This is a genomic window from Pseudomonas sp. NPDC089401 (genome assembly GCF_044749485.1).
Classification (GTDB): Bacteria; Pseudomonadota; Gammaproteobacteria; order Pseudomonadales; family Pseudomonadaceae; genus Aquipseudomonas.
Map to the genome: position 1 here is coordinate 127430 of NZ_JBIVIA010000013.1, position 15788 is coordinate 143217.

Consider the following 15788-nt stretch of genomic DNA (forward strand, 5'->3'; position numbering starts at 1 on the left):
CGGGGGGCGAGTATAACGCCATGGGGTGTTTTGTGGTGCCTGTGCCGGCCTCTTCGCGGGTGAACCCGCTCCCACAGAATCACCTTTTCCTCCAGGCCTGAGTGGTCCCTGTAGGGGCGGGTTCACCCGCGAAGAGGCAGACACATCTGCTAGCCTGATAACCCGATGCCAAAGCCACCAGAACCATTCGCCCCATGGATGAACTGCGCAAGATCGACCTGAACCTGCTGCTCGCCCTCCACGCCCTGCTCAGCGAAAAGCATGTCACCCGCGCCGCCCTGCGCCTGCACCGCAGCCAACCGGCGGTCAGCCATGCCCTGGCGCAACTGCGCGCCCATTCCGACGACTCGCTGCTATCTACTGCGCTTATGGAAATCGAATGGATGCACTTGAAACATTCGTCACATGCATGGACGTGTGCTGGACTGTGCCGGCCCTTTCGCGGCTAAAGCCGCTCCTACAGGTAACGCACGATTCCTGTAGGAGCGGCTTTAGCCGCGAAAGGGGCAGAACAGGCGACATTGGCCCGCGCCTACCGTCAGTTGCGCGTCACCCGCCATACCGTGTTGGCCAGGTCATCGGCAATGATCAGTGCACCCCGCGGGTCCACCGTCACGCCCACCGGTCGCCCGCGGGTCTTGCCGTCCGTGCCGCGGAAACCGGTGGCGAAGTCGATCGGCTCGCCGGCGGGCTTGCCGCCGCTGAATGGCACGAAGATGACCTTGTAGCCCACTGGGTTGGGGCGGTTCCAGCTGCCGTGCTCGCCGACGAACACCCCGTCGGCGAAGCGTTCGCCCATGGCCGCGATCGAGAAGTCGACGCCCAGCGCCGCCACGTGCGAGCCCAGGCTGTAGTCCGGCTTGATCGCCGCGGCCACCTTGTCCGGATCCTGCGGTTTCACCCGCTCATCGACGTTCTGCCCCCAGTAGCTGTAGGGCCAACCATAGAAACCGCCTTCACGCACCGTGGTCAGGTAGTCCGGCACCAGGTCCGGCCCCAGTTCGTCGCGCTCGTTGACCACCGTCCACAGTTGCCCGGTATCCGGCTGGATGGTCAGCGCGGTGGGGTTGCGCAAGCCAGTCGCATAAGGCCGGTGCGCGCCGGTCACGGCGTCGACTTGCCAGACCATGGCGCGGTCGACCTCGGCTTCCATGCCGCGCTCTGTGATGTTGCTGTTGGAGCCGATACCGACGTAGAGGTAGCGACCATCCGGGCTGATGGTCAGCGCCTTGGTCCAGTGGTGGTTGATCGCCGCCGGCAGGTCGGTGACCTTGGTCGGCGGGCCGCCGGCCTTGGTCTGGCCGTCCTGGTAGTCGAAGCGCACCAACGCATCCTGGTTGGCCACGTACAGCTTGCCGTCGGCAAAGGCCAGGCCGTAGGGCGCATTGAGGTTGTCGGCGAACACCGTCTGCACCTCGTAGGCACCGTCGCCGTCGGCATCGCGCAGCAGGGTCAGGCGGTTACCGCCCTTGACCTGAGTATTGCCCTTGGCCTTGATCTGGCTGGCGATCACGTCCTTGGGCTTGAGCTTGGCCGCACTGCCGCCTCGCCCTTCGGCCACCAGGATGTCGCCATTGGGCAGCACCAGGGTCTGGCGCGGGATCTTCAGGCCAGTGGCGATGGCAGAGATGCTGTAGCCCTCCGGCACCGTCGGCATCTGCTCGCCCCAATGCGCCGGCCGGGCGATCTTCATGCTCGGCAACAGGCCACGCTCGGGGGCCGGCAGTTTCGGGTCCGGGCCCAGGGCCTGGGTCGGTTCGCCCTCGCCGCCACAGGCGGCCAGCAGCAACGCCACGCTGAGCAGCGACACGCCATGCAACGGCTTCATACCTCACCTCCCGAACGCAGGTTGCTCATACCCAGCCAGGCCGCCGCGCTGGCCAGCACGGTCACGACCAGCGACAGCACCAACCCTGCCGGCATCACCGCCCAGGCGTCCTTGGCGTGCTCGAAGGCGTTGATCAGCCCCAGCCCCCATGTCACCAGCAACAGCAGCAAGTACAGCGTCGGCCGCCCACCCTTGCGCCTGGCACGGACCAGGTTGGCCAGCGCGAACAACAGCGCCAGCCCGCAGAACAACAGGCCGCCGGCGATCAGCCAGGCGGCGAAGTTGCTCCACTGGACCTGGTAGCTCTTGTAGTAGGCGATGTCGCTCAGCAAGGCGCCAAGAAACAACGGCACCGTGCCGGCCAGCAGGATCGCGTGCAGCGGGCTCGGCGTGCATCGGTAGAGGGTTTGCTCGGTAGCGGTCACGGCGCCTCCTTATCAGTCGGTGACCCAAGGGCCGACGGACTGGCAGCGAGGCCCGGTCCGTCAGGCATGCGCGGGGTGCGCCTAAGAAGGGATCACCTTGACGTTCGGATAGTTCACCGCTTGGCTTGATAGAAATATCCTGAAAGACTTTGCCGGTCAGCACGAGGGATACCATGAACATCCGCCACCCACGAACCTACGCCTGCCTGGCCGCGCATGGGCTGCTGGCCTTGAGCCTGGCACTCAATGCCGGCTGCTCGAGCAAGCACGGCAAGGCCTACTACTCTGCGGCAGCGGGCTCCAGGTGCTACGCCAAGGCAGTCCCCTCCCAAGGCGAAGGCGGCCTGGCCTGGGGCGACAGCCTGGGCAGTGCGCAGCAGAAGTCGCTGAGCAACTGCATCCGCTATGCCGGGCGTTCCGGGGGCACGCCGGACACCTGCCAGGTGGTGCTGGCCAAGTGCAAGAACTAGTCGTTCAACGCCGGGTGATGACCACCTCCAGGTACTCGCTGGGCACCACCAGCGAATCGCCGCCACCGATGTTGCTTTCCTCCAGCAACTGCGTCAGGTCACGCTCCAGCGCGCTGGCCGCTTCCGGCTCCAGTGAAGCGAAGGCCTTGTGCACCGGGCCATACCAGGTGCGGAACACCTCGATGAAATGCGCCGCCGAGCGATAGCGGAAGTTGAAGTACTGGGGGTTGATATCGAGCATGCCGATCACCCCCTCGAACAGCACCCGCAACTGCGCTTCGTCGCCCCAGCGCGACGGTGGCAAGGCGCCGGCGGGCGGCGGCACATGGCGACCGAGGGTCTTGAACATCTGCCCGACGAAGCCCTGCGGTGTCCAGTTGGCCAGGCCGATACGCCCGCCCGGGCGGCAGACCCGGGCCATTTCCCGCGCCGCTTGCGGCTGGTTGGGAGCGAACATCACGCCAAAGGTCGACAGCACGGCATCGAACATGCCGTCCTTGTAAGGTAGTGCTTCGGCGTCGGCCACTTCGAAGTCGACGTTCAGGTGCTCGGCACGGGCGCGTTCTTCACCACGCTTGAGCAGTTCGGCGACATAGTCGGTGGAGGTGACCTGACAACCGCGGCGGGCCGCCGCCAGGGTGGCGTTGCCGTTGCCTGCGGCGACGTCGAGCACGTGCTCGTCCCAGCGCAGGTCGCAGGCTTCGGCCAGGCGCTCGCCGACCAGTTGCAAGGTGGTGCCGATCACCGCGTAGTCACCGCTGGCCCATGCCGCCTGCTGGCGGGCCTTCAGTGCGTTGCTGTCCAGAGGTGTGCTCATGGTCTGCGCCCTCGGGTTGTGCGCGGCCGAGGTCCTTCTGGCGGTCTTCGCGCCATGGAATGGGGTTGGGGGTAAGGGAGTTGAGCTAAGCGCTGAATGGGCGAAGCGGCAAGTCTGGGGCAATACGGATTGGCGATTGGGTACAGGCTATTGGGTTATATGCGGGCATGCTGGGGCTGCTTTGCAGCCCTTTCGCGACACAAGGCCGCTCCTACAAGTGGTGCCCGTAGGAGCGGCCTTGCGTCGCGAAAGGGGCGCAACGCGCCCCCAGGATGCATCAGGCGAACTTGGCACGCGCCGCGTGCAGCTTCTTGTAGCTCTCGATCAGGCGCAGGTGACGGTCCAGCCCTTCGAGTTTCATGCTGGTCGGGGTCAGGCCATGGAAGCGCACGCTGCCATCGATCGAGCCCAGCACCGCGTCCATGCGCGGGTTGCCGAACATGCGGCGGAAGTTGGCCTCGTAGTCCTCCATCTCCAGCTCATCGTCCAGCACCACCTCCAGCGCCACGTTCAGCGCCTGGTAGAACAGGCCGCGCTCGACGGTGTTGTCGTTGAACTGAAGGAACGCCTCGACCAGCTCCTTGGCGTTCTCGAAGCGCTTGAGGGCCAGGCAGATCAGCAGTTTGAGCTCAAGGATGGTCAATTGCCCCCACACCGTGTTGTCGTCGAACTCGACACCGATCAGGGTGGTGATGGTGGTGTAGTCGTCCACCTCGCAGTTGTCCAGGCGCCGACGCAGCGCGCGCAGGGCGCGGTCGTCGAGGCTGTGCAGGTTGAGGATGTCGGCACGGAAGCCCAGGGCGCGGTTGGTGTTGTCCCAGATCAGGTCCTCGACCGGGTAGATCTCCGAATAGCCCGGTACCAGGATGCGGCAGGCCGTGGCACCCAGGTTGTCGTACACCGCCATGTACACCTCCTTGCCCAGTTCTTCGAGGATACCGAACAGGGTCGCGGCTTCCTGGGCGTTGGAGTCCTCGCCCTGGCCGGAGAAGTCCCACTCGACGAATTCGAAGTCGGCCTTGGCGCTGAAGAAGCGCCACGACACCACGCCGCTGGAGTCGATGAAGTGCTCGACGAAGTTATTCGGCTCGGTCAGCGCATGGCTTTCGAAGGTCGGCTGCGGCAGGTCGTTGAGGCCCTCGAAGCTGCGGCCCTGGAGCAGTTCGGTGAGGCTGCGCTCCAGCGCCACCTCGAAGCTCGGGTGGGCACCGAACGAGGCGAACACGCCACCGGTGCGCGGGTTCATCAAGGTCACGCACATCACCGGGAACTCACCGCCCAGCGAGGCGTCCTTGACCAGCACCGGGAAGCCTTGTTCTTCCAGGCCCTGGATGCCAGCAAGAATGCCCGGGTACTTGGCGATGACCTCCTGCGGCACGTCCGGCAGGGCCAGCTCGCCTTCGAGGATCTCGCGCTTGACCGCCCGCTCGAAGATCTCCGACAGGCACTGCACCTGGGCTTCGGCCAGGGTGTTGCCGGCGCTCATGCCATTGCTGAGGAACAGGTTCTCGATCAGGTTGGACGGGAAGTACACCACTTCATCGTCCGATTGGCGCACGAACGGCAGCGAGCAGATGCCGCGCTCGGTATTGCCCGAGTTGGTGTCGTACAGGTGCGAGCCGCGCAGTTCGCCGTCCGGGTTGTAGATCGCCAGGCAGTGTTCGTCGAGGATCTCCTGCGGCAGCGCATCCTTCGGCCCCGGCTTGAACCACTGCTCGTCCGGGTAATGCACGAACGGCGCGTTGGCGATCTCCTCGCCCCAGAACTGGTCGTTGTAGAAGAAGTTGCAGTTCAGCCGCTCGATGAACTCGCCCAGCGCCGAGGCCAGCGCGGCCTCCTTGGTCGAGCCCTTGCCGTTGGTGAAGCACATCGGCGACTGGGCGTCGCGCACGTGCAGCGACCACACGTTGGGCACGATGTTGCGCCACGAGGCGATCTCGATCTTCATGCCCAGGCCGGCAAGGATGCCGGACATGTTGGCGATGGTCTGTTCCAGCGGCAGGTCCTTGCCAGGGATGTAGGTGCGGGTGTCGGCCACCGGCATCAGCAGGCCCTGGGCATCGGCGTCGAGGTTGTCGACTTGCTCGATGATGAACTCGGGGCCGGTCTGCACCACCTTCTTCACCGTGCAGCGGTCGATGGAGCGCAGGATGCCCTGGCGGTCCTTCTCGGAGATGTCCTCGGGCAGCTCGACCTGGATCTTGAAGATCTGGTTGTAGCGGTTCTCCGGGTCGACGATGTTGTTCTGCGACAGGCGGATATTCTCGGTGGGAATGTCGCGGGTCTGGCAGTACAGCTTGACGAAGTACGCCGCGCACAGGGCCGACGAGGCCAGGAAATAGTCGAACGGGCCCGGGGCCGAACCGTCGCCCTTGTAGCGGATCGGCTGGTCGGCGATCACCGTGAAGTCGTCGAACTTGGCTTCAAGACGAAGGTTGTCGAGAAAATTGACCTTGATTTCCATGCGGGATTACCGTGAGTTAAGCGTGCAAAACGAAATTGGCCGGCATTATCCGGGTTTTCCCCACGCAAGTCCTCCCCTGCATCACCACCTTGCGCAATCCACCGGATTGCTTGCCCGATCCTCCGCACCTGCGGTCGGCCCTCATCCTGCGCGCATCCCCCTGTGCTAGCGTTTCTGGATTGGGGAACAACGTATTCCCCACAAGACTGCAACCGCCCCGAACCGATGATCAGCAGGTGAACCATGGAACTTCGCATCAACCAGAAGACCTATCAGGTCGACGCCGAGGCCGATACGCCCCTGTTGTGGGTGCTGCGTGACGACCTGGGCATGACCGGCACCAAGTATGGCTGCGGCCTGGCCCAGTGCGGCGCCTGCTCGGTGCTGGTGGACGGCAACGTGGTGCGCGCCTGCGTCACCCCGGTGGCCGGCGTGGTCGGGCGCGAGGTGACCACCATCGAGGCGGTCGAGGACGACGAAGTCGGCAAGCGCGTGGTGGCGGCCTGGGTCGAGCACCAGGTGGCGCAGTGCGGCTACTGCCAGTCCGGCCAGGTGATGGCGGCCACGGCGTTGCTCAAGCACACGCCCAGGCCCAGCGACGAGCAGATCAGCGCGGCGATGGTCAACCTGTGCCGCTGCGGCACCTACAACGCCATCCACGCTGCGGTGCATGCCTTGGCCGAAGGGGGGCAGGCCTGATGAACACGCCTGTCGACATGCCCGTCGAACTGCTCAAGCTGCAACAGGGTGAAACCGTCAACCTGTCGCGCCGGCGCTTCCTCGCCGGTACCGCGGTCGGCGCCCTGGTGCTGGGCTTCGGCCTGCCCATGGGCTCGGCCCGGGTGCAGGCAGCCGCCGCCGCAACGCCGGAGCGCGGCACCCAGGTGCCGGCGTTTCTGGAAATACGCCCGGACGGCACGGTGCGCCTGCTCAGCCCGTTCATGGAAGGTGGCCAGGGGCCCTACACCGCCATGGCGCAGATCGTCGGCGAGGAACTGGACGTCGACCCGGCCAGCTTCGTGGTCGACACCGCGCCGCCCGGCGAGGCCTACGTGGTCATGGAGAACGGCCTGCGCATCACCGGTGGCAGCATGTCGGTGCGCATGAGCTACCCGACCATGCGCCGCCTCGGCGCCCTGGCCCGGGCCATGTTGCTGCAGGCCGCATCGGAACAATGGGGGGTGCCGGTCGCCGAGCTGACCACCGAGCCCGGCAAGGTCATCCACAGCGCCACTGGCGGTTCGCTGCCCTACGCTGAACTGGCCGCACGCGCCATGGACCTGCCGGTGCCGGACCCTGCCACCATCAAGCTGCGCGACCCCAGCCAGTTCCGCTGGATCGGCAAGCCGGTGCGGCGCCTGGACGCCTACGACAAATCCACCGGCAAGGCCCTGTACAGCATCGACATCAAGGTCGACGGCATGCTCCACGCCGCCGTCCAGCATGCCCCGCGCCTGGGCATGACGGTCGGCGGCCTGCGCAACGAAGCGCAGGTCAAGGCCATGCAAGGCGTGCACTCGGTGCACCCGTTGCCCGGCGCGGTAGCGGTGGTTGCCGAACGCTGGTGGCACGCCAAGCGTGCGGTCGAAGCCATCCAGGTGGACTGGCAGGAAGCGGCCGCAGACACTCAGGTGCGAGCGATGCCGGCAGACTTCTCCAGCGATGGCTGGCGCGAACACCTGGCCAAGGCGCAAGGCCCTGCGCGCGACGAAGAAAACCAGGGCGACGTGGCCGCGGCGTTGGCCAGTGCCAAGACCCAGGTCGAGGCCAGCTACCACAACCAGTACCTCAACCACGCCCAGCTGGAACCGCCCTCCGCCCTCGCCCGCTTCAACCCCGACGGCACGCTGGAGGTGTGGCTGCCCAACCAGGCGCCGGACATGTTCCGCGACGACATCGCCAAGCGCACCGGCCTGAATGCCGAACAGATCACCTTGCACTCGCCGCTGCTGGGCGGTTTCTTCGGCCGCCACTTCCTGTACGACTCGGCCAACCCCTACCCCCAGGCAATAGCCCTGGCCAAGGCCGTGGGCCGGCCGGTCAAGCTGATCTGGAGCCGCGAGGAGGAGTTTCTGCGCGACGTCCTGCGCCCGGTCGCCGTGGTCAAGTTCCGCGCCGGGCTCGATGCCGACGGCCTGCCGGTGGCGATCGAGGCGGTCAGCGCCACCGAGGGCCCGACCGAAGCCCTGGCCGGCAAGCAAGGCGAGAAAGTCGACCCCACCGCCGTCGAAGGGCTGTCGGGCAAGGCCTACGCCATCCCCAACAAGCGCATTGCGCAAATCTACGTCAAAGGCCCGGCAATGCTTGGCTACTGGCGCTCGGTGGGCAATTCGCTGAACGACTTCTTCTACGAGTCGTTCCTCGACGAGCTTGCCGACAAGGGCGGCAAGGACCCGTATGAGCTGCGCCTGCACCTGCTGCGCGACAACCCGCGGCTGACCAACCTGCTGCACGCGGTGGCCGAGCTGTCCGGCGGCTGGAAACGCGGCCCCTTCACCGCAGAGGACGGCAGCAAGCGCGCCCGTGGCGTGGCCATGGCCTCGCCGTTCGGCTCCGAGGCGGCGGTGATCGCCGAAGTCTCGATCGACAATGGCCAGGTCAAGGTCCACGACATCTGGCAGGCGATCGACCCGGGCAGCATCGTCAACCCGGCGATCATCGAACACCAGGTCAACGGCGCGGTGGCCCTGGGCCTGTCGCAGACGCTGGTGGAGGAAGCGGTGTTCATCGATGGCAAGCCGCGCGCGCGCAACTACGACCTGTACCCGATCCTGCCGCCCTCGCGCATGGCCCGGGTGCATGTGCGCATCGTCGAAAGCGGGGCGAAGATGGGCGGCATCGGCGAACCACCGCTGCCGGCCGTGGCACCGGCGGTGGCCAACGCCGTGGCCCGGCTCACCGGCCAGCGCGTGCGCAGCCTGCCCATGAGCCGTCATACCTTCAGCTGACAAGGGCCGCCCCATGACGCGATTTGCTAGAACCGTTGGCTGGTTGGCCCTGCCGTGCCTGGTCGTGGCCGGGCTGCTGGCCTGGTACGCCACCCGCGAGCCGGCCTCGCCGTGGGTGGCCGAACAGAACCCGGGCCTCGATCCGGCGCTGGTCAGCCGCGGCGAGTACGTTGCCCGCCTGAGCGACTGCGTGGCCTGCCACAGCCTGCCCGATGGCAAGCCGTTCGCCGGCGGGCTGGAAATGGCCACGCCGCTGGGTGCGATCCACGCCACCAACATCACCCCCGACCGCGAGACCGGCATCGGCCACTACAGCCTCGCCGACTTCGACCGCGCCGTGCGCCATGGCGTGGCGCCAGGTGGCCGGCGACTATACCCGGCCATGCCCTACCCGTCCTACGCCAAGCTCAGCGACGACGACGTGCGTGCCCTCTATGCCTTCTTCATGAAAGGCGTGCAGCCGGTGCAGCAGGCGAACATCCCCAGTGCCATTCCCTGGCCGCTGAACCTGCGCTGGCCCATCGCCCTGTGGAATGGCCTGTTCGCCGCCGGCACGCCCTACGCGGCCAAGGCCGGGCAGGATGCGCTGTGGAACCGCGGTGCCTACATCGTCCAGGGCCCCGGCCACTGCGGCAGCTGCCACACCCCGCGCGGCCTGGCGTTCAACGAAAAGGCGCTGGATGAAAGCGGCGCGCCGTTCCTCGCCGGTGCCCTGCTCGATGGCTGGTACGCGCCCAGCCTGCGCACCGACCCCAACACCGGCCTGGGCCGCTGGAGCGAGGACGAGATCGTCCAGTTCCTCAAGACCGGCCGTAACCAGCATGCCGTGGTGTATGGCTCGATGACCGAGGCGTTCAACAACTCCACGCAGTTCATGGGCGATGACGACCTGGCGGCGATTGCCCGCTACCTCAAGTCGCTGCCCGGCGACCCGCAGCGTGATGGCCCGCCTTGGCAGTACCAGGCCGTTTCTGCGGCCTCGCGGCTGGACAGCCCCGGCGCCCACACCTATGTCACTCGCTGCGCGTCGTGCCATGGCCTGGACGGCAAGGGCCAGGCCGAGTGGATGCCGCCCCTGGCGGGGGCCACGTCGGCCTTGGCCAGGGAGGACGCCTCGGCGATCAACATCACCCTGAACGGCTCGCAGCGCATCGTCGCCGCCGGCCTGCCGGATGCCTACCGCATGCCGGCGTTCCGCGAGCAGTTGAGCGACCAGGAGATCGCCGAGGTGCTGAGTTTTGTCCGCAGTACCTGGGGCAATCACGGCGGCGCCGTGGATGCGCAGGCGGTGAGCAAGCTGCGCGGGCACACCGACCCGGCCAGCAGCAGCCCGATCATTCTGCACATGCGCTAGATGAAGTCGCCTGTACCTGCCCTTTCGCGGGCAAGCCCGCTCCCACAAGGATTGCGCGGTCCCTGTGGGAGCGGGTTCACCCGCGAAAGGGCCGGCACAGGAAAAGACTGAAGCAACAGACAACGAGAGGCCCCCATGGAAAGCATCGACCTGCTGGTGCTACGCACCGCCCGCGACTGGCTCCAGGCCGGCGAACGGGTACTGCTGGCCACCGTGGCCCGCACCTGGGGCTCCTCGCCCCGGCCAGTGGGCTCGATGATGGCCCTGCGCGGCGACGGCCGGGTGATCGGCAGTGTCTCTGGCGGCTGCATCGAGGACGACCTGATCCACCGCTACAGCACCGCCTACCAGGGCGACGGCATGCCGGAAGGGCCACCCCGGGTGGTCCGCTACGGCGTCAGCGCCGACGAGGCACACCGCTTCGGCCTGCCCTGCGGCGGCACCCTGGAGCTGATCCTCGAATTCGCCCCTGCCCTTGCCAGCCTGGCCCAGCTGCTCCCGCTGCTGGATGCCGGCAAGCTGGTGCGCCGCGAGCTCGACCTGCGCACCGGCCACGTCCAGCTGACCGCCACCAATGCGCCCGAGCAGTTCAGTTTCGACGGCCAGCGCATGCTCAACACCCTGGGCCCCGGCTACCGCCTGCTGCTGATCGGCGCCGGGGTGCTGGCCGAATACCTGGCCACCATGGCCCTGTTCAACGGTTTCAAGGTGGCCGTGTGCGACCCTCGCCCGGAATACATCGACGGCTGGAACGTGCCAGGGGCGGACAAGCTCGTCGGCATGCCGGACGACGTGGTCCGGGCCTTCGCTCCCGACCTGCGCACCGGCATCGTCGGCCTCAGCCACGACCCCAAGCTGGACGACCTGGCGCTGCTCGAAGCCCTGCACAGCCCGGCGTTCTACATCGGCGTGATCGGCTCGCGACGCAACAGCCTGCTGCGCCGCGAGCGGCTGATCGAGCATTTTGGCGAAAGCGAGGCGTCGTTGCGGCGGCTGCGCGGCCCGATCGGCATCTACATCGGCAGCAAGACGCCGGCAGAGATCGCGGTCAGCGTGATGGCGGAGATCCTTGCCACCAAGAATGGCGTGTGCCTGCCCAGCGCAGTGAACGTGAGCAAGGCCAAGCGCGCGCTGGAGCTCGATAGCTGACGATCAGCGCTGCATGTTCACCTGCTGCTGCTTCCAGCGCTCAAGGTTTTTCTCCACGAGCTGTTCGGGCAGCGGCCCTTCGACCATTTCTTTCATCTTCCTGGCCAACTGCTCGCGCAGCTCGGGCTGGTTGCATGGCGATTCATGGGACAAGGCCAGGTACAACCCTTCGCTGGACACCGGCGGGTCGAGCACTTTCAACTGCTGGTCCCAGCCCTGGGTGCGGGCCAGGGCCATGCCCGGGTACTGCTCGAAGATCACGTAGTCGTTGCGCTTGTGCAGCAACTTGTCGAAGGCCTGCCGGGCGCTGGGGACCGCTTCGAGCGACAGGTTGGCCCGGGCGTAGTCGTCGAACTGCTGGCCGTGGCTGTTGTTGACCAGGGTGCCACCGGTATGTCCCTTGAGGTCGGGCCAGCCGTGATAGGTGAATATCGCATCCTGGCGCACCCAGACCACGCTCGGGGTGTGCAGGAACGGTGGGCTGATGAAGTCCACCTGCCGCTGGCGCTCCTGGGTCAGGAAGTACCCGGCCATCAGGTCGATGCGCCCGGTGCGCACCTCTTCCTGGGCCCGCGACCAAGGCCCGGCATAGACCAGCGTCACCTCCAGCCCGAGCGCCGCGCCGACTTGCTTGAGCAGGTCGGCATTGGCGCCGATCAGCTGCTGCGGGTTCTGCGGGTCACGCCACAGGTAAGGGGGATACTCCGGGTTGCCAGTCGCTGTCAGCTGCCGACAGGCATCCGCCGCCACCGACAGGGGCGACAGCAACATCAGGAAGAGCGACAACAGCAAGGACCGGCAACGACAATGCTCGATCATCCACACCCTCACACTCCATTGCATTCGGCGGCCGCGATGGCCGCGTGCATGAAACAGTCTGGACCATGATCGGCGAGCTGCCAGGCTTTTCATCCGGCGAATGAATGTCACCACTGGCCCCGCCGGCAGGCGAAGGCCATGAAAAAGGCCGGGGACCGACGATCTGCGTCCGCCCCCGGCCTGTCGTTCGGCTTGCCGGAACGGTGAAGCGCTTCAGCTCACCTGCACATGCGCTTGATCGCACGCTCGGCCGCCGCCTGGAACACGCTGCGCAGCGCCTCCAACTGCTCGGGCGTCAGCGCCTTGGCGCAGGTCAGGCCCTGCAGGAAGCCAATGCCCCAGCCTTTGGTCGCAGCCAGTTCCTGACGGTTCTCAGCGTCGGCGATATCGCCCAGGTGCAGGGCAGCCGGGTGCTCGTAGCGGTCTTCGAAGGCCAGTTTGCGCAAGGCTTCGAGGGCGATCTTGAATTCGGCAGCAGCAACGTCGTCCAGGCCCAGGTGTTCGTACTGGAGCAGGCTCAGACGGTCGGTGGCGGTCATCTTCGAATCTCCGTTTCAGGGTAATTGGAGCAGGTGCAGGGAATTCACCCGCCACGCCAGTACGCTTCCTGGTGTCAGGCAAAAGTGGCTTGGGTGCAAGGCCTTGTATACCACAATCCAGGCAGCTTCCCTAGTGCCGAGGGCGTGGCCTGCGCCATCCGGGTGCATTTTCACCTTTCGTCGCCGACACTAAATTTAAATTGAATTTAATTTGTAACTAAGCCAGTCTCAGCGCCATGAACCCTGCACAGGAACCTGACGCCATGGCCCTCTCCCCCCGCGAACCGCGCAAGGACGGCGAAGCCACCCGCACGCGCATTCTCCAGGCCGCCGGCGAACTGTTCGCCGCACTCGGCTATGCCGAAGCCAGCAACAAGGCAGTGGCCGCCAAGGCCGAGGTCGACCTGGCCTCGATCAACTACCATTTCGGCAGCCGCAACGGCCTGTACCTGGCGGTGCTCGACGAGGCGCGGCGGCGCTTTCTGGACATCAGCGACCTGCAGCGGATCATCCTCGACGCGCAGCCCGCCACGGAAAAACTCCGCGCCTTGGTCGACCTGGTGGTACGCAAGGCTTCGCAAAGCCGCAACAACTGGCATTTGCGCGTGCTGGCAGCGGAAATCCTCGCCCCCAGCCCCCATGGCCAGGCCCACCTGCAGGCCGACCGGCCACTGAAGCTGACCCTGCTCAAGGGCCTGTTCAGCGAAATAAGCGGGATCCCGGTCGACGACCCGGCACTGGCCCCGAGCATCCTGTGCGTCACTGCGCCCTGGGCGATGCTGCTGATCGGCCCGCGCAGCCCCGCCAGCTCGCTGCACGACATCCTCGGCATGCCCGCCGAAGCGGTATCGGCGCAGCTGTACAGCTTCGCCCTGGCCGGCCTGCAGGAAGTCGGCCGCCAGTACGCCCAGGCCAAAGGCAACTGACCGCCATGGACACTCGACCGCACATTCTGGCTAGCAACCCCCTGCAATCGACCTCTGACGACAGCGCCGCAGAAGCGCCGGGCAAGCAGGCCTCCATTCCCTTGCTGCTCGGTGCCCTGATGCTGGTGATGTTTCTCGCCGCGCTGGACCAGACCATCGTCTCCACCGCCCTGCCGACCATCGTCAGCGACCTGGGCGGCCTGCGCTGGCTGTCGTGGGTGGTCACCGCCTACCTGCTGGCGTCCACCGTGGTGGTGCCGCTGTACGGCAAGTTCGGCGACCTGTATGGCCGCAAACGCGTCCTGCAGATCGCCATCGCCTTGTTCCTGCTGGGCTCGGCGCTGTGCGGCCTGGCCCAGGACATGACCCAGCTGGTCCTGTTCCGCACCCTCCAGGGGCTGGGTGGCGGGGGCCTGCTGGTGGTGGCCATGGCGGCCATCGGCGATGTCATCCCGCCCGCCGAGCGCGGCCGCTACCAGGGCCTGTTCGGTGGAGTGTTCGGCCTGGCCACGATGGTCGGGCCACTGATTGGCGGGTTCCTGGTCGAGCACCTGTCGTGGCACTGGATCTTCTTCATCAACCTGCCGCTGGGCCTGCTCGCGGTGCTGGTGATCGGCGGCGTGTTCCGCCCGCACGTGGCACCGGTCAAGCATGTGGTCGACTACCTCGGGGCGTTCTTCCTGACCGTCACCCTGGGCGCGCTGGTGCTGATCACCAGCCTGGGCGGCAGCCTGCTGCCCTGGGCCTCGCTGGACATCCTGTGCCTGGTGCTGTTCGCGCTGATCGGCCTGGTCGGTTTCATCCACGAACAGCGCCGCGCGGCCGAGCCGATCATGCCCCTGCACCTGTTCCACCACCGTACGTTCGTGCTGGCTGGGCTGATTGGCCTGGTCGTCGGCGTGTCGCTGTTCGGCTCGGTAACCTTCCTGCCGCTGTACATGCAGGTGGTCAAGAGCGCTTCGCCGACCACCGCGGGGTTGCAGATGCTGCCACTGATGGGTGGCCTGCTGGTGGTGTCGGCCATCACCGGCCGCTTGATCAGCCGCTGGGGGCGCTACCGGGTGTTCCCGATCGCCGGCACGCTGCTGCAGGTGATTGCGCTTGGCCTGCTCAGCCGGCTGCAGCTGGACACCCCCATGTGGCAGATGAACCTGTACATGGGGTTGCTCGGCGCGGGCCTGGGCATGGTGATGCAGGTGCTGATCCTGGCGGTGCAGAACAGCGTCGAGCGTCGGCACATGGGCGTGGCGACCTCGGGGGCCACGTTGTTCCGCTCGATTGGCGGCTCGGTGGGGGTATCGGTGTTTGGTGCCTTGTTCTCCCACGCCTTGCTCGATGGGCTGCCAAGTGATTTTGCCGCCGGGCCGGGGGGCGCAGCGAGCCTGTCGCCAACCGCAGTGCATGCCTTGGCGGCGCCGCTGCAGCAGGCCTATCTGGAAGCGTTTTCCGGGGCCATGCATGGGGTGTTCATGGTCGCGGCAGCGGTGACCTGTGTCGCGTTCGGATTGTCGTGGTTGTTGAAGGAAGTGCCGCTCAGGGCAGCCCATTGAGTGTCGTGGGGGTTGTAACGACCCCCGCGAGTCTCCATCGGCCAAGGCTGCAATGCCCTTGCGTCGACTTTTCCTACAGCCCTTTAGGAAACGTGTAACTCCTCCATGAAGTGATTCCTCGCTAGTGTCAGGCGCGAGCACCGACGACGCCGCAGGGAAGCCGGTCGTCCTTCCGCGCCGCCACCCGCAAGGAGCCATTCATGAGCATCAGCAAAGCCATCAGCATCGCCATGCAGGAAGAAATCCCCAACCCGTATGGCACCTGCAATGCCTGCGAGCGTTCGGGCCTGCCCATTCTCTTGCTGCGCGAGGCCTATGCCCCTCGCCCGCGCGACACCCAGCCCTACCTCGTCGCCTACGGCAGCGAGATCACCCACACCCCGCTGCACCGGGACCAGTTGCGTGTCCTGCGCCAGGGTTATGTCTACGTGCTGCTCGACCAGGAAATCTGGCACGCCTACCAGGTCACCCCCGAAGGTGCCCTGCGGCGCTTTCCCGT

The 15788-nt window shown here is 66.3% G+C and carries 14 protein-coding genes and 1 pseudogene; 9 read left to right on the plus strand and 6 right to left on the minus strand.

Annotated elements, in window-relative coordinates:
• Positions 1-194: 194 nt before the first annotated feature.
• A pseudogene (locus ACIP21_RS24795) lies at positions 195-356 on the plus strand (LysR family transcriptional regulator); the annotation flags it as partial.
• A 182-nt stretch (positions 357-538) separates the two neighbouring features.
• Here the strand turns inward: ACIP21_RS24795 and ACIP21_RS24800 are convergent.
• On the minus strand, positions 539-1828 hold the full coding sequence (locus ACIP21_RS24800; RefSeq protein ID WP_400693359.1) for a PQQ-dependent sugar dehydrogenase: 1290 nt from the start codon (positions 1826-1828) through the stop codon (positions 539-541).
• Positions 1825-2253 (minus strand): DUF2231 domain-containing protein, encoded by a 429-nt coding sequence (locus ACIP21_RS24805; RefSeq protein ID WP_400693360.1) that lies wholly within the window; start codon positions 2251-2253, stop codon positions 1825-1827. The genes ACIP21_RS24800 and ACIP21_RS24805 overlap by 4 nt, the downstream gene beginning before the upstream one ends.
• Positions 2254-2426: 173 nt before the next feature.
• On the opposite strand from ACIP21_RS24805, the gene ACIP21_RS24810 reads away from it, so the two are divergent.
• The gene (locus ACIP21_RS24810; protein WP_400693362.1) at positions 2427-2723 is read left to right on the plus strand and encodes a hypothetical protein; all 297 of its coding nucleotides are present in this window, start codon (positions 2427-2429) and stop codon (positions 2721-2723) included.
• Between the two features lie 4 nt (positions 2724-2727).
• Here the strand turns inward: ACIP21_RS24810 and ACIP21_RS24815 are convergent, their stop codons facing one another.
• Both ACIP21_RS24815 and ACIP21_RS24820 read right to left on the minus strand, forming a co-directional pair.
• Complete coding sequence (locus ACIP21_RS24815; RefSeq protein ID WP_400693364.1) at positions 2728-3540, minus strand: class I SAM-dependent methyltransferase; 813 nt, start codon at positions 3538-3540, stop codon at positions 2728-2730.
• A gap of 277 nt (positions 3541-3817) precedes the next feature.
• Positions 3818-6004, minus strand: coding sequence for an OsmC domain/YcaO domain-containing protein (locus tag ACIP21_RS24820; protein ID WP_400693367.1), 2187 nt, complete (start codon positions 6002-6004; stop codon positions 3818-3820).
• Between the two features lie 243 nt (positions 6005-6247).
• On the opposite strand from ACIP21_RS24820, the gene ACIP21_RS24825 reads away from it, so the two are divergent.
• The 4 genes from ACIP21_RS24825 (at position 6248) to ACIP21_RS24840 (ending at position 11455) form a co-directional block, all read left to right on the plus strand.
• A complete protein-coding gene (locus ACIP21_RS24825) occupies positions 6248-6703 on the plus strand; it encodes a (2Fe-2S)-binding protein (RefSeq protein WP_400693370.1) in 456 nt (151 codons plus the stop codon).
• On the plus strand, positions 6703-8952 hold the full coding sequence (locus tag ACIP21_RS24830; protein WP_400693372.1) for a molybdopterin cofactor-binding domain-containing protein: 2250 nt from the start codon (positions 6703-6705) through the stop codon (positions 8950-8952). Before ACIP21_RS24825 ends, ACIP21_RS24830 begins: the two co-directional genes overlap by 1 nt.
• Before the next feature lie 13 nt (positions 8953-8965).
• Positions 8966-10306, plus strand: a complete 1341-nt coding sequence (locus tag ACIP21_RS24835) for a c-type cytochrome (RefSeq protein WP_400693374.1) — start codon at positions 8966-8968, stop codon at positions 10304-10306.
• Positions 10307-10441: 135 nt separating this feature from the next.
• Positions 10442-11455 (plus strand): XdhC family protein, encoded by a 1014-nt coding sequence (locus ACIP21_RS24840; RefSeq protein ID WP_400693377.1) that lies wholly within the window; start codon positions 10442-10444, stop codon positions 11453-11455.
• Positions 11456-11458: 3 nt separating this feature from the next.
• Here ACIP21_RS24840 and ACIP21_RS24845 read toward each other — a convergent pair whose 3' ends face one another.
• Together ACIP21_RS24845 and ACIP21_RS24850 are read right to left on the minus strand one after the other, a co-directional pair.
• Complete coding sequence (locus tag ACIP21_RS24845) at positions 11459-12274, minus strand: substrate-binding periplasmic protein (RefSeq protein ID WP_400693379.1); 816 nt, start codon at positions 12272-12274, stop codon at positions 11459-11461.
• Between the two features lie 218 nt (positions 12275-12492).
• Entirely contained in the window at positions 12493-12813 is a 321-nt protein-coding gene (locus tag ACIP21_RS24850; RefSeq protein ID WP_400693381.1) for a hypothetical protein, read from the minus strand.
• Positions 12814-13076: 263 nt separating this feature from the next.
• Between ACIP21_RS24850 and ACIP21_RS24855 the strand changes: the two genes are divergently transcribed.
• The 3 genes from ACIP21_RS24855 to ACIP21_RS24865 all read left to right on the plus strand — a co-directional run.
• Positions 13077-13739: a TetR/AcrR family transcriptional regulator gene (locus tag ACIP21_RS24855; protein ID WP_400693383.1), complete on the plus strand. Its 663-nt coding sequence runs from the start codon at positions 13077-13079 to the stop codon at positions 13737-13739.
• Between the two features lie 5 nt (positions 13740-13744).
• On the plus strand, positions 13745-15289 hold the full coding sequence (locus ACIP21_RS24860) for an MDR family MFS transporter (protein ID WP_400693386.1): 1545 nt from the start codon (positions 13745-13747) through the stop codon (positions 15287-15289).
• A gap of 200 nt (positions 15290-15489) precedes the next feature.
• The coding region (locus tag ACIP21_RS24865; RefSeq protein ID WP_400693387.1) for a toxin VasX at positions 15490-15788 on the plus strand (299 nt) is incomplete at its 3' end.

What these genes read in the sequence shown, in the direction of transcription:
- ACIP21_RS24800 (WP_400693359.1), bottom strand. Translation starts at nt 1,828, where the DNA reads ATGAAGCCGTTGCATGGCGTGTCGCTGCTCAGCGTGGCGTTGCTGCTG.
- ACIP21_RS24810 (WP_400693362.1), top strand. Translation starts at nt 2,427, where the DNA reads ATGAACATCCGCCACCCACGAACCTACGCCTGCCTGGCCGCGCATGGG.
- ACIP21_RS24815 (WP_400693364.1), bottom strand. Translation starts at nt 3,540, where the DNA reads ATGAGCACACCTCTGGACAGCAACGCACTGAAGGCCCGCCAGCAGGCG.
- ACIP21_RS24820 (WP_400693367.1), bottom strand. Translation starts at nt 6,004, where the DNA reads ATGGAAATCAAGGTCAATTTTCTCGACAACCTTCGTCTTGAAGCCAAG.
- ACIP21_RS24825 (WP_400693370.1), top strand. Translation starts at nt 6,248, where the DNA reads ATGGAACTTCGCATCAACCAGAAGACCTATCAGGTCGACGCCGAGGCC.
- ACIP21_RS24830 (WP_400693372.1), top strand. Translation starts at nt 6,703, where the DNA reads ATGAACACGCCTGTCGACATGCCCGTCGAACTGCTCAAGCTGCAACAG.
- ACIP21_RS24835 (WP_400693374.1), top strand. Translation starts at nt 8,966, where the DNA reads ATGACGCGATTTGCTAGAACCGTTGGCTGGTTGGCCCTGCCGTGCCTG.
- ACIP21_RS24840 (WP_400693377.1), top strand. Translation starts at nt 10,442, where the DNA reads ATGGAAAGCATCGACCTGCTGGTGCTACGCACCGCCCGCGACTGGCTC.
- ACIP21_RS24845 (WP_400693379.1), bottom strand. Translation starts at nt 12,274, where the DNA reads ATGATCGAGCATTGTCGTTGCCGGTCCTTGCTGTTGTCGCTCTTCCTG.
- ACIP21_RS24850 (WP_400693381.1), bottom strand. Translation starts at nt 12,813, where the DNA reads ATGACCGCCACCGACCGTCTGAGCCTGCTCCAGTACGAACACCTGGGC.
- ACIP21_RS24855 (WP_400693383.1), top strand. Translation starts at nt 13,077, where the DNA reads ATGGCCCTCTCCCCCCGCGAACCGCGCAAGGACGGCGAAGCCACCCGC.
- ACIP21_RS24860 (WP_400693386.1), top strand. Translation starts at nt 13,745, where the DNA reads ATGGACACTCGACCGCACATTCTGGCTAGCAACCCCCTGCAATCGACC.